This window comes from Epilithonimonas hispanica (genome assembly GCF_003385395.1).
Lineage (GTDB): Bacteria > Bacteroidota > Bacteroidia > Flavobacteriales > Weeksellaceae > Epilithonimonas > Epilithonimonas hispanica.
The window spans coordinates 1-12,531 of sequence record NZ_QNUG01000058.1; the positions used below are offsets into that span (position 1 = coordinate 1).

Genomic DNA, 12,531 nt, shown 5'->3' on the forward strand with positions numbered 1-12,531 from the left:
TAATAATTCGTTAAATATTTGAATTTCAGAAACTTAAATATACGAATTATTACTTTTCATTGCAAATTTTATTTCATTTCTTATCCCGAACTCAGGTTAAATTTAACAAAAAATGGATTGAAAGAGGAAGTGATTCAGATCAACGAATTATTATCGATAAAAAGTCTAAAACTCAAATATTACAACAACTGGAAAGCTTTGGTTTCAACCAAGCTACTTTATTTCCAGAAGTCGATATAGTTGCAAGTTTTGTAAAATTCAAATACTTAAAAAAACTGGATTAATAGATTTTGGATTTTAATAATAAATATGAAACATTGGATGATTTTATTTCTTCCCGCCTTAATGATGAAGAAGTGGGAATCTGGTTTTATGACAATGGTTTAGAGAAGTTTATTATTAAGTTGCCTAATCATATTATTAGAGCCATCAACCAAGGATGTAAATTAGAAATGTTAGTAGGGCAGTATTTTGTTTCAGAAAAAACATACCCTGTTATTGGATTATTCATTTATGACCATATTGATAATCCCTTGATTGTAACTCAATCCAGTAATTTTCTGCTTGAAATAGATGCACTTAAATTAATATTGAAAAGAGGGAATTCAATTTTATTGGACTTTTATGATGAATTGGGGGTTCCCGTTTTATCAAGCAATCCTACCCTAAGTGAGAATACCGTTGAAATTCAATGGCAAAACATTGATACTGAATATAGCAATGATAATTGGAAGAAAGTTTTAGATCAAATGAAATTGGATTTTGACGCCAAAAACTATCAAGATTTTCAGAGAATAGAAATAAATGTCTCCAATGGAGTTGCGATACAATCTGCTTTTATTACTGATCAAAATATTACCACTCATTATTTAGGGAGATCAACTTGAAAAAAAAGTGTTCGTACCCTTAGAATCTATATTTAGAACCAATAATATTTTTCTCAATCCTTATTTTAATTCTTCAGGCAGAAAAAAGGAACTCACCGATATTTTTGCCCATTATGAATTGGGAACATTTTATATTGAATCCAAGGTTTTATCTTCTCAAAAGTCTTTTGATAAATCCATTTCCAAACAACAGGATAATATTAAAAAGCAAATATTAAAGGCGGTTAATCAACTTGCCGGAGCTTTGAGAAGTGTATCAAATGAAATATCGGTATTTGACTCTAAATCAAATCTGAAAATTGAGATTAACAAAGGGTTAGTACCACAATGTATTATTTTAGTTTCAGAATTACCCTCATTTGGGGAATGGGAAGATTTGAACATTTCAATTTTTGAATTAATTTCACAATATAACTGTTATCTCAATATAATGGAACTTTCTGACTTTATGAAGATTATTAAAGTAGCCAGCGCAAGCATCGAAAAATTGGATTATTATCTTATGAAAAGGGCAGAAGGTTTCGAAACAACAAAGACTTTCTTTTATAAAACCGAGGTTGTGTTTAATTAAGTGTTTTAATAATTTATTTTTTATTCCAGGTTCTAGAAAGACTATTTTCAATCTTTATTCGTCCGATTTCTCTAATTATTTGAGAAGCGAATCTTCTTTTTCGTCGCAAATATTTTCTAAATTTGCGACAAAATAACCGTAAATTGCATATGCAAAGCATTGATGATAAAATACTTGTAAAAATAAAAAAAGCGAAGAGGGGTACGCTGTTTTTTATTGAAGACTTTCTTGCTTTCGGCAATGCCAGAGCAGTTGCAAAAGCATTGGAAAGATTGGTCAATAACGGCGGTATTTCCCGTGTTGCGAGGGGATTTACGCTGTTTTACAAACGGATCCAGTTTTGGGAAATATTCAGCCTTCTGCCGAACAGATTGCAGAGGTAATTCGCAAAAGAGACAAGGCGCGCATTATTCCAACGGGAATTCTGGCGCTCAATGCACTAGGACTCTCCACCCAGATTCCCCTCAATTTGGTGTATCTTACAGACGGTTCTGCACGAACAGTTGATCTCGGCAAAAGAAAAATAAAATTCAAAAAAACAAGCCCGAAAAACCTCGCTGCGATTGGTGAAATAAGCGGACTTGTAATCCAAGCTTTGAAAGAAATCGGGAAGGACAATGTCACTCAACAGGAAAAGGATTTAGTTATAGAAAAACTTAAAAAGGAAAATCCATACCGCTTGGAACACGACATTCGCCTTGCGCCAGAATGGATTAGGATAATAATGCGGAACGCCATAAATAAAAATAATGACAAATAAATTTTTAGCCCTTCCCAAATAAACGAGGGTCCTTGCTTTTACACAAGTTGCCGAAAAAAGAGGAATAACACCGTTTGCCGTGGAAAAAGACTGGTGGGTATCGCAAACTTTGAAAGCGGTTTTTGAATTGGATGTAGCCGAGCATTTGGTTTTCAAAGGTGGCACCTCGCTGAGCAAGGCGTGGAACCTCATAGAAAGGTTTTCCGAAGACATTGATTTGGCCATCGAAAGAGAGTTTCTTGGCTTCGAAGGAAGTTTGACTAAAAACAAGAAAACCAAATTAAGGAAGGCTTCCGGCCAATATATCAGCGAGGTTTTTTATTTAGAATTACAGGAAAAATTTAAAGAGAAAGGCTTGGAAAATGTCACTTTCTCGTTGGCCGAAACCCAGGATTCCGATCAGGATCCTCGTATTATCAATATTTTTTATCCAAATATAATTGTAGTTACGGAATATCTGAAGCCGAGAGTTCAAATAGAAGTCGGGTGCCGTTCATTGATTGAGCCATTTACGATGAAAAAAATTTCCGCGATGGTTGATGATGAATATCCAGAGCAGAGTTTTTCGGAAAAAAGCGAAGAAAAACCATCCGTTAATCCGGAAAGGACTTTTTTAGAAAAAATTTTCCTTCTGCATGAAGAGTTTCAGAAAACCGCTGAAAAAATAAGGGTAGATCGGCTCAGCCGCCATTTGTACGATCTATATGCTCTTTCAAAAACAGAATATGCAGAAAGTGCCCTACAGAATAAGGAACTCTATGAAACCATTGTAAAGCACAGAATGGAGTTTGCCAAAATCTCCGGTATCGACTATAGCCTGCACAGGCCAGCCACAATAAACCCTATTCCACCAGAAAATATCATTGAATTATGGGAAAAAGATTATGCCAAAATGCGAGAAGAAATGGTTTATGGCGAAAACAGACCAACTTTTTCTGAAATAATTGAAACTCTTAAAAGACTGAAAGATAAAATCAACAGCCTCAATTGGGAAATGATTTAAGGGAAAAGGTTTTGCTAAAATATTAAACAAATACTATTACTTCAAAACCTCGTCAATAATCTTATCCAATTTATTATCCGGAAGACTGTTTAAATAAGACATTGTAGATTTTATATCTTTTTGCCCAAGTGCTTCGCGAATAGTCTCAATTGAAATATTATTGAACTTCAAAACTGTGGCAAACGAGTGACGGGCGCAGTAATAAGAGATATTCTTCTTGATTTGCAGTTCTTTCATTATTTCTTTTAACTGCATATTCACATAATAGGTCAGCACTTTTTTGGATCTGTTTTTTAGGTAAATCTGCGTTGGCTTTTCGGTATTCATTATGTTGAAAATGAACTTTGAACTGTCTTCGGATTTGTATTTTTCCATGATATTCCGAGCGTAATCATTGATTTTAAAACTCACCGGAACGCCTGTTTTACTGCGGATATAATCAATACAATCAATATTCAAGAATTTTTTTTCCAACTTAATCAAATCCAAAAAGTTGATTCCTCTTGCATAATAACTGAACAAAAACATATCTTTTGCAAAAGAAAGTTTTTCGTCTTTTGGCTCATATTTCTTGAGTTTTTCTATTTCTTCTTCATTCAGATACTCCTTTTTCCCACTTTCCTTCAGTTTTGAAATTTTATAATGCCTAAAAGGATATTGTTTTTCCGTAATTACTTGGTTTCTAATGGCTTGATTAAAAACCGAACGCAAAGTCCGCATTCTAATCGCGATACTGGACTCCCTATTCCCGCGAGAAATGCAATAGGCTTCAAATTTTTTCAAGTTAGAATAATCCAATTCATTAAAGCTAATGTCTTTTTTGCCAAAGAACCGTTGCAGCGCATTCAGAGTATCTTTTTCCACTTTCGCTGTTCCGGTTTTATCCGATGCCAAAAGATTTCTAATCAAATCTTCGTGGAAACTCGTATAGGTTAAGGAAATGCTTTGTCCGCTGCTCGTCTTTAGTTTATTGATAAGATCAGGAAGCGTGAAGTAGATTCCATTTTTATCGAAATCGTCGATAATCTCGTCAATGATCTTAATTCTGCGCTCAATAAATTTGTTGAGGTTAGCGTGATTGGGATGCGAAGTTTTCAGACGACAAGCGTCAAAACTCCAGTCCTTCTCCTTGCAAGTTTTCCCGATTGAAAGACTTGTGTTTTTGCGGTCTTTTATAAATGAAATTATGATACTTCTCTCCCCTGTTTTATTCGCTTTTGGAGCAAGTGTAAAGGTGTAACTTACCATTTTGTGTCAATTTTTATCGTTTTTCACGAACATTTTTTTCAGATGTTCCTGTTTATCGTGTTTTACAAAAATTTTTTCACGAACATTTCACGAACATTTCACGAACATTTGCCCTCCAAAAGTAAAATATTATAAAATACTGTACAAGAAAAATATTTGTAAACAATTGATAATCAAAGAAAATAAAGCATAATAAAGATTAAGCAAATTATAATAAAACACAATAAAACCGACTGTTAATCAGAGGGTCGCTGGTTCGAGCCCAGCAAGAGGAGCAAACCACTAGACTAGTCTAGTGGTTTTTTTATGTACTCTCCCCAAGTTTTAGGCTTGATTTAATAAGCCTATTGTGATAATTTTTCTAAAAAAGAAATACAAATTAAAAATACTCTTGGAACTAATATAAAAAATCATATATTTGCACCACCAAAAAACAAAGGAAAATTCCTCTTTAGCTCAGTTGGTTAGAGCATCTGACTGTTAATCAGAGGGTCGCTGGTTCGAGCCCAGCAAGAGGAGCAAACCATCACAGAAATGTGATGGTTTTCTGTTTTTATAGACTTTGTGTATTGGGTTTGTCTTGGTTTTAGGGGATTTCTGTAATTCTTAAAATTTTCCATTTTTCCAACCATTCTGAGAATTTGAGGTTACCTTTTAGGTTACCCATTTTATTTTTCAGGTTACCCATTCAAAACCCCTATTAATACAATGAAACTATCAATACTATTCCTTTTGAGAAGGAACAAGATTAATAGTAGAGGTCTTTGTCCTATAGAATGTAGAATAACATTAGATAAACAAAGAAAACCATTCTCTACAGGAATCTTCATCAACCCTAAAAATTGGGATAGTAACAAACAGCTTACTAAACCAGCTAATGAAGAGAACAACTATACAAACAAGCAACTCAGCCTGATTAAGAATAAGATTAATCAGGCTTTTTTATTTCTACAAGTCAAAGAAGAACCATTTGATGCAAATGATATTTACATTGAATACAAAGGAGAAACTCTTTTAAGAGAATATAGACTATTAGAATACTATCAAATCTACCTAGATAGGCTTAAAAAGCTTGTAGGGATAGAAATAAAACAAGGAACTTGGAATAAGTTCAACTACATCAAAGAAGATGTTTCTGAGTTTATAAAATCTCATTACAATAAGCCTGATGTCAAGCTAAAGGATTTAGATTTCAACTTTATTTCTGAGTTTGAATATTACTGCAAGACAGAATTAAAGCATAAACAAATCACTATTAACAAATCCTTACAGAGATTAAAGAAGGTAATCAAGCAATCAGTAACCAGTGGTTATTTAGATAAGAACCCTTTTGAAGAACACAGTCCAAAGAAGGTGTACAGTAAGATTATATTTCTTACTCAAGAAGAGTTGGATAAACTGGAAAATCACATATTCCAATCTGACTCTTTAAACAGAGTAAAGGATTGCTATATTTTCTGCTGTTACACAGGATTAGCTTACAGGGAAATGTTTGAACTAAGGAAAGATGATTTGATAACTAAACCTGATGGTATAACTTGGATATATCAGAAAAGAGAAAAGACAGAAAGAAATTTCTCCGTACCACTTATCTTACCAAAAGCTTTAAAAGTGATTAGTAAATATAGTTCTGACAATCCTTTTGTTCTACCAAGAATAAGCAATCAATCTTTTAATAGACTACTAAAGGAAATAGCTTCTACTCTAGAAATATCAAAGAATCTAACCCATCACACAGCAAGGAAAACTTTTGCATCTACAGTACTTCTTAATAATGATATTCCAATAGAAGTAGTTTCTAAGCTACTAGGACATTCAAATATATCTACTACTCAAGAGTATTATGCAGAATTGATGCCTGAAAAGCTGAGTGAGCAACTTACTAAGTTGAAAAGCAAGCTAAAATAGAAAGAGAGGTGGTTATTCCCACCTCTCTAATTTTAATTTAGGAGAAACTCCAATGTACTTTGCAAAGACTTTTGTCAAAATATCCTGAACAAAAGCTGTATGCTCCTCTGTTGTTGCAATTGAATCATGTATTGTAAATAATGGTATATTTGGGTTCAATCTGTTAATTATCTTACAGGTCTTTTCCAAAACTAACTCTGACTCAAGCCTTTGCAACATAATTGAAAATGCAGGATGATTTCCTCTACCCTTTTTTATAGATTGAAAAATCTCATAAACATTTGGAAATGTTTTTTTAAAGATCTTTACACCATCACTATATGCTATTGATGTATTAGGACTAAAAATAGATTCAAAAGTAATCTCTTTAACTTCTTTCCTTATGTTTTGAATATCTCCAGCTTCCAGTATACCATCATTTTGGAGAATTTTTCCAAACTCTTCATAAAAATTACCACCGCTAACACATTTTATAAAAGTTGTAACATCTTCCTGATTACTGACTTTTTTAATAGTCTGCAATAATTTGGCAGACATATCAGAATCTGGGAAATAAAGAGGATTATTTATTTTTGATAAAATATTATTCTTTTTAAATCTTGCAACATCATAAAGAGGTAAAGTGAGAAATGGTTGAGAATTTACAATATCAATAGAAACAAGAGTTTTTCCATCATATCTAATATGCTTCCTCAACTCTTTTTTGAGTCTTGTAAGGGCTGTATGCAATCTAAAACCTGTTGTATCTACTCCAAAAGATTTATAATCAGAAATTAAATCCAATAATGGAACTAATCTAGAATTAAACCTCTCTGGTATATTACTCAGTCCTTCTTCTACCTCTTTTGTTGCAATTCTTTCCAATTCCTCTTTACCTGCTTGAAAACTAATTTCCAGCTTATCATCTTCCAACCATTTTTTTAAAAATAGCAAACCTTCTGTTATTTCAATTTCTTTATTCTGGCTTAAGTACAATATGCTCTTAATCAGAGTCCATTTTGATATTTCAACAGGAACTACTTCAGAAATATAATCTTTTGAAAACTTTAGTCCCCCAGACTTTTTGTCAGGTATATAGTATTTGTCCACTAAGACAATTTTTCTTTCTGCCAGATAGTCAATATACTTTTTGTAATTATGAATCCTCCTCTGTAATAATTCCTTATTAATAGGTGTAAATCCTCTATTCTCCTCCAAAACATCACTATTTGTATGTGGAATGGCAGTAATTAAATGAAGTATATAAACAAATTTGTCCCTATCAAACTTAAAGTCAGGTGGGAATTCAGATAAAACTTTATCAATGTCAATTTTCTTTGGAACATACAAAGTCAATGAACTTCTCCTCTTGTAGCCTATGCTATTAAGCTCCACATCCTGAGCTTGGCTACTGTTATTTGCATTGTTGGAATGATTAGATGTGTCTCCAACTGTATAGTGAGTTGTCACTACAACTTATGCAATAAATGCAAAATTGAGTTATTCAAACTCAAGTGCCCTACTCAAAACAAATACTAACAAATAACTTTTTTTAAACCACAAAAATTATGCAATTAAGACAATCAGAAAGAAAACAAGCCAAAATTAAAATTGGTTTGCAAGGATGTGCAGGAAGTGGTAAAACTTATTCAAGTTTACTTCTTGCCACTGGATTAAGTAATGGAAACTTCACAAAAGTTGCTATTATTGACACAGAAAATGGTAGTGCAGATTTATATGCACACTTAGGAGATTATAATGTAATATCTCTAAAACCTCCATTTACACCTCAGCAATATGTTGATGCCATCAACATTTGTGAAAAAGCAGGGATGGAGGTAATTATTCTAGATTCTATATCTCATTGCTGGGATTATCTTCTGGACTATCATAGCTCATTAGCAGGAAATAGCTTTACTAATTGGGCTAAGATTAAGCCTCTTGAGAAGCTATTTATGGATAAGATTCTCCAATGCAATGCACATATCATTGCCACAATGAGAACTAAACAAGACTATGTTTTAAATCAGAAGGATGGTAAATTTATTCCAGAAAAAGTAGGTTTGAAATCTGTTCAAAGAGATGGATTAGACTATGAGTTTACTTTAGTTTTTGATGTGGATATAAAGCACTTTGTTGTATCCAGTAAAGATAGAACTGGCTTATTTATGGGAAAACCTGAATTTATTATTTCTGAAAATACAGGCAAAGTAATTCTTAATTGGTGTAATCAAGGTAAGACTAACCAGATTCAGAACACCATCCAAAGTACAGTAATAATTTTATCTGAAAAAGAAGTGTATGAACATATTCAGATGTGTAATTCTATTGCTGAACTACTAGATCTATATAAATCATATCCTCAGTTCCACAATAGCTTAAAACCTGATTTTGAAGCTAGAAAAACAAATCTAATGAATATTAACAATCCAAATAATTTCAACAAAAATGGACACACCAAATTTCAATAATTCTACTAACATAATAGAGAAAGGTATTTCCCAAGATTATAATTATCTGAAATTACAGAGTATAAATGAAAAGAAGCCATTTAGTGGTAATAATAGTTTTGGAGGTGCCAAATTATTATCAAGAATGGATGATAATCAAGTTTTGAATTCAGAGTTTGGAATTAATAATATAATGCAGCCTTTTGCTTTGGGTAGAAAGGAAGACTTCTCAGTAGCTAATAAAAATACAAGTACTGATGTAGAATATCTGCCAAGTCCTTTTATTATTGCAAATACAACAGAAGTGGAATTACATCACCTAAAGAATGATTGTATAATTCCTGTTTTTAGTAAGGATAATGAGAAAACTATAGCACATCAGGAGTTTATAGATGTTATTCTAAATGCTATTCAAAGTGCATTTCCTCATCAAAGTATTGACATACCTGAGATAAGGGTATCTCATCAGATTAAAGGCAGAACTCCTGATGCAATACATCTAAATGTAAAGGATCTTTTGGAAAATCAAAAAACCATTTATTATGAAAGAATGGCTTTTATCATTAGAATACCTAGTATCACAGATGTAATAAATGGTAATGAGTTATCTCTGACAGTAGGTGGGGTAAGAAGTTACAACTTAGAGAATCTTTACAACAAAAAGTCATTTGAAAAGTTTAAAATTTTCATTGGATTTCAAAATAAAGTGTGCTGCAATCTCTGCATATCTACAGATGGATTTGTTGAAGAGATGAGAGTGGCAAGTACACAAGAGTTATATAATAAAGCTCTGAAAACAATGCAGAATTACAATGCAGAGAATCATCTAATGGAAATGAAGGAACTTACATATGATTTTTTATCTGATCATCAATTTGCACAGCTTATTGGTAGAAGTAGATTATATCAGCACTTACCTAAGAGTGAAAGACAAGCTATCCCTATACTCAATTTTAATGATAGCCACATTAATACAATGGCTAAAGATTATTATGAAGATAAGAACTTCTGTAGAAAGGAAGATGGTAGCATTAACTTATGGAATGTGTATAATCTATTTACACAAGCTAATAAATCCTCTTATATAGATACTTTCCTAGATAGGAATTTGAATGCCTTTGAGTTTTCAAAAGGACTTCAAAAAACTCTCAATGGTAATGAAAATTATCATTGGTTTTTGAGTTAATCTTCCACCCTGCTATTGTGGGGTGGTTTTTTTACAAAACTAATCTGTCATATATGTTAATTCTATATCTTTAATGAATGGATGATAAAATTAATCTTAATGAAGAAAACAAAATAATTATTGAATATATTTTGGAGGACAGCAATCTAAAGTTTAATGTTTCAGATGGTTTAGATCCAGCAAAACAGATTTTTGATCATATGGCAGAGTTTCTAGCTTATGAACATTCTATTTTTGAAGATATAGAAGATTTCTCTACTTTAGATAAATTGGATATTCTCCTAAAGAAAGCAAAATACTATTATTTGGAGTTTTACAAAGAGAAATAATTTTTATAAAATTTTAAAATCATAAGCAAATATAAATCCTCTTAGATTTGACCTATGCCAACTTTCAAATCCAAAACTCCCCCACCCCACAACTTAATGTACTTTAGTTTTCAAGGCAGAAATAAATATAATTTCTACTGCAGCACCTTATCTTATTAACCTGTACTATCTCATACTGTACCCTTACCTATTATTCTTACCTCATCTCACACCCCATCTCCTTCTCATCTCTTACCTATCTTGAGTATTAACTCAAAACAATTTTATTATGAAAAAACATTTTACAGGATTTTTGGCAAAAGTAGAGATGCTAAGATCTGAAAAAGCAACATCTGACAAGAATGGTTTAATGCCTGTAATCCTAGTTGGTATTGCAGGAGAAATACCTAGCAGAACAGTCATAAGTGGTACTTATGCCTCTAATATGAATTTGGAAGCTGGTAGTGTATATTTATTTCAGGGAGAGGAATTAGAGGAAGATCCTATGTTTGGTAGACAATTTAGTTTTAGGACTATTTCTAAAGAATTGTCAGCCATTGAAACTCTACAGGCTTCTAGTTATGTAGGTAAACTAAGAATTATTGATGTAGATTCTAGTGATTTTACAGCAGAAATTCCTGAAGGACATTTACAACTAGGATAGCTTCTATAATTTAAAAAGCCACCTGCCCTATGGGGCAGAGGTGGTTTTTTATCACAAATTTTGTATTGTTATTATATAGTTAATTACAAATACTGTGACAAAATCCTTGATTTACTATTTACTAGAAATCACTTTTCTTGTCACTATTCCTTATGAAATCAAAGGCAATTGTAATTAGTTTCCAATTTCATTATTGGGAATCTTAAGTGCACAAAGGAGTAAAGGGATTGGGGTTTGGGGATTTTATTCAGGTACTCAAAAATCTGAAGATATTATAATATATAGCCTTTTATAATTCTTTTATCTGAACATCAAGAAATTCTTTTGGATGTACTTCTAATGCTGAAGCTATCCTGCATAATGTATAAACTGTTAGATTAGTTCTCCCTTTTTCTATTCTAGAAATATTTGTTACATCTATATTTCCATCCATCTTACCCACTAAATCAAGCTGAGAAAGACCTTTTTCTTGTCTTATCTCCCTAATCTTACTTCCAACAGATATTAATATTTCTTGTTTTTCCAACTTGACTTATTTGACAAGTCAAAGTTGTTGATTATATTTGTTTAACTTAATGCCATATATGGCAATATAAATTAATAATTATGAATAAAATCTCTATTTCAAAAAAATTAAACTTATTAGGAAACACTTTAACCATTGTTTCTTACATTTTCTTAGTCTTATTTATATTAAGCTTTATTTTCTCTTCTGTTCCTACAATGATTGATGGAATAGACAAACAGCTATTCCAAAATGAGATATCAGAAAAAGCAGGAGGGATATTTGGGGTAATAATTGGGAGTCTGATTGCTTTAATAATCATAATAATTATCCCACTACAATTTGCAGGAATTCATAAGAAATTTAAAAAATATGTTGAAAATGAAAACTACAAACAAAAATTTATTTTTAGCTATGTATTTTGTTGGATTATAATATTTATTACTTTTTTAATTTCATTCCTTTCTAAAAATGTTGGTATAATAATTACTATTTTTTTGTTTTTGTTACTTCCAACTATATATTTAACTAGTATTCACAAATACACCAAAAAAGATGGAAACACAGAAGTTTGAATTAGAAAATCATAAGATAGCTGTTCTAATTATTGTTTCAAGTTTGATGTTTCTTATATATAATCTATTAACAGGAACACTGTCTAAGAGTAAGACAAAAGAACTTCAAAAAAAAATTGAAATAAAAAAAATAATGTCTGAAGATGAAGTGAATTCAGTTGAAGCAGAGACAATTTATTATGAAAACCATCCTAATGAAAAGTTTGAATAATTATGAGTTTAGATTTTGTAATAATAATTTCTTTTGCTGGAATTTTTGTTGGAATTGTTTTGCTACTGTTCTCTAATGATAAAAAAAATATATCTGCGCTTTACTATTTAAGTAATAGCTACAAAGAACAAAAAAGCAAAACTATTTTAAAATTAAAAAAACCATATTATGAAACATTGGATGTAGTAATTTAGCGTCCAGTTAAAGTTAAGCATAAAACCTTATTTTTAACCTATGAAACGAGAGAGAAAAATCTATGATCCAACATTTAAAACC

Annotated in this window: 15 protein-coding genes, 1 tRNA gene and 1 pseudogene; 14 read left to right on the forward strand and 3 right to left on the reverse strand. The window is 31.6% G+C overall.

Going from position 1 to position 12,531, the window contains the following annotated elements:
- Positions 1-59: 59 nt before the first annotated feature.
- From DRF58_RS16455 to DRF58_RS16475, 5 genes and pseudogenes are all read left to right on the forward strand, one after another.
- Positions 60-284 (forward strand): hypothetical protein, encoded by a 225-nt coding sequence (locus tag DRF58_RS16455; RefSeq protein ID WP_116036970.1) that lies wholly within the window; start codon positions 60-62, stop codon positions 282-284.
- 6 nt (positions 285-290) lie between these two features.
- A complete protein-coding gene (locus tag DRF58_RS16460; protein WP_157966747.1) occupies positions 291-887 on the forward strand; it encodes a hypothetical protein in 597 nt (198 codons plus the stop codon).
- A 7-nt stretch (positions 888-894) separates the two neighbouring features.
- Positions 895-1,458 (forward strand): hypothetical protein, encoded by a 564-nt coding sequence (locus tag DRF58_RS16465; RefSeq protein ID WP_116036973.1) that lies wholly within the window; start codon positions 895-897, stop codon positions 1,456-1,458.
- A gap of 149 nt (positions 1,459-1,607) precedes the next feature.
- Positions 1,608-2,218, forward strand: a pseudogene (locus DRF58_RS16470) (DUF6088 family protein).
- Positions 2,219-2,297: 79 nt separating this feature from the next.
- A complete protein-coding gene (locus DRF58_RS16475; protein ID WP_245955539.1) occupies positions 2,298-3,221 on the forward strand; it encodes a nucleotidyl transferase AbiEii/AbiGii toxin family protein in 924 nt (307 codons plus the stop codon).
- 36 nt (positions 3,222-3,257) lie between these two features.
- On the opposite strand, the gene DRF58_RS16480 is transcribed toward DRF58_RS16475, so the two are convergent.
- Complete coding sequence (locus DRF58_RS16480; RefSeq protein ID WP_116036975.1) at positions 3,258-4,469, reverse strand: site-specific integrase; 1,212 nt, start codon at positions 4,467-4,469, stop codon at positions 3,258-3,260.
- 445 nt (positions 4,470-4,914) lie between these two features.
- On the opposite strand from DRF58_RS16480, the gene DRF58_RS16485 reads away from it, so the two are divergent.
- A tRNA-Asn gene (locus DRF58_RS16485) sits at positions 4,915-4,988 on the forward strand.
- Positions 4,989-5,168: 180 nt separating this feature from the next.
- Positions 5,169-6,377, forward strand: a complete 1,209-nt coding sequence (locus DRF58_RS16490; RefSeq protein ID WP_116036977.1) for a site-specific integrase — start codon at positions 5,169-5,171, stop codon at positions 6,375-6,377.
- 12 nt (positions 6,378-6,389) lie between these two features.
- On the opposite strand, the gene DRF58_RS16495 is transcribed toward DRF58_RS16490, so the two are convergent.
- A complete protein-coding gene (locus tag DRF58_RS16495) occupies positions 6,390-7,826 on the reverse strand; it encodes a hypothetical protein (protein WP_116036978.1) in 1,437 nt (478 codons plus the stop codon).
- Positions 7,827-7,924: 98 nt separating this feature from the next.
- On the opposite strand from DRF58_RS16495, the gene DRF58_RS16500 reads away from it, so the two are divergent.
- The 4 genes from DRF58_RS16500 to DRF58_RS16515 all read left to right on the forward strand — a co-directional run bounded on the left by DRF58_RS16500 (position 7,925) and on the right by DRF58_RS16515 (position 10,964).
- Positions 7,925-8,827, forward strand: coding sequence for an AAA family ATPase (locus DRF58_RS16500; RefSeq protein WP_116036980.1), 903 nt, complete (start codon positions 7,925-7,927; stop codon positions 8,825-8,827).
- Positions 8,805-9,992, forward strand: a complete 1,188-nt coding sequence (locus DRF58_RS16505) for a DUF3871 family protein (RefSeq protein WP_116036982.1) — start codon at positions 8,805-8,807, stop codon at positions 9,990-9,992. Before DRF58_RS16500 ends, DRF58_RS16505 begins: the two co-directional genes overlap by 23 nt.
- A gap of 77 nt (positions 9,993-10,069) precedes the next feature.
- A complete protein-coding gene (locus DRF58_RS16510) occupies positions 10,070-10,321 on the forward strand; it encodes a hypothetical protein (RefSeq protein ID WP_116036983.1) in 252 nt (83 codons plus the stop codon).
- A 268-nt stretch (positions 10,322-10,589) separates the two neighbouring features.
- The gene (locus DRF58_RS16515; RefSeq protein WP_116036985.1) at positions 10,590-10,964 is read left to right on the forward strand and encodes a hypothetical protein; all 375 of its coding nucleotides are present in this window, start codon (positions 10,590-10,592) and stop codon (positions 10,962-10,964) included.
- A 289-nt stretch (positions 10,965-11,253) separates the two neighbouring features.
- On the opposite strand, the gene DRF58_RS16520 is transcribed toward DRF58_RS16515, so the two are convergent.
- A complete protein-coding gene (locus DRF58_RS16520; protein ID WP_116036986.1) occupies positions 11,254-11,490 on the reverse strand; it encodes a helix-turn-helix domain-containing protein in 237 nt (78 codons plus the stop codon).
- Between the two features lie 80 nt (positions 11,491-11,570).
- Between DRF58_RS16520 and DRF58_RS16525 the strand changes: the two genes are divergently transcribed.
- Genes DRF58_RS16525 through DRF58_RS16535 form a run of 3 tightly spaced genes read left to right on the forward strand, consistent with a single transcriptional unit; the run spans position 11,571 to position 12,449 of the window.
- Positions 11,571-12,044, forward strand: coding sequence for a hypothetical protein (locus DRF58_RS16525; protein ID WP_123902437.1), 474 nt, complete (start codon positions 11,571-11,573; stop codon positions 12,042-12,044).
- Positions 12,025-12,255: a hypothetical protein gene (locus DRF58_RS16530; protein ID WP_116036990.1), complete on the forward strand. Its 231-nt coding sequence runs from the start codon at positions 12,025-12,027 to the stop codon at positions 12,253-12,255. The genes DRF58_RS16525 and DRF58_RS16530 overlap by 20 nt, the downstream gene beginning before the upstream one ends.
- 2 nt (positions 12,256-12,257) lie before the next feature.
- Complete coding sequence (locus tag DRF58_RS16535; RefSeq protein ID WP_116036992.1) at positions 12,258-12,449, forward strand: hypothetical protein; 192 nt, start codon at positions 12,258-12,260, stop codon at positions 12,447-12,449.
- The last annotated feature ends 82 nt before the right edge of the window (positions 12,450-12,531 follow it).

Coding starts and splice junctions, on each gene's coding strand:
- DRF58_RS16480 (WP_116036975.1), bottom strand. CDS start 4,469: ATGGTAAGTTACACCTTTACACTTGCTCCAAAAGCGAATAAAACAGGG.
- DRF58_RS16500 (WP_116036980.1), top strand. CDS start 7,925: ATGCAATTAAGACAATCAGAAAGAAAACAAGCCAAAATTAAAATTGGT.
- DRF58_RS16505 (WP_116036982.1), top strand. CDS start 8,805: ATGGACACACCAAATTTCAATAATTCTACTAACATAATAGAGAAAGGT.
- DRF58_RS16510 (WP_116036983.1), top strand. CDS start 10,070: ATGGATGATAAAATTAATCTTAATGAAGAAAACAAAATAATTATTGAA.
- DRF58_RS16515 (WP_116036985.1), top strand. CDS start 10,590: ATGAAAAAACATTTTACAGGATTTTTGGCAAAAGTAGAGATGCTAAGA.
- DRF58_RS16525 (WP_123902437.1), top strand. CDS start 11,571: ATGAATAAAATCTCTATTTCAAAAAAATTAAACTTATTAGGAAACACT.
- DRF58_RS16530 (WP_116036990.1), top strand. CDS start 12,025: ATGGAAACACAGAAGTTTGAATTAGAAAATCATAAGATAGCTGTTCTA.
- DRF58_RS16535 (WP_116036992.1), top strand. CDS start 12,258: ATGAGTTTAGATTTTGTAATAATAATTTCTTTTGCTGGAATTTTTGTT.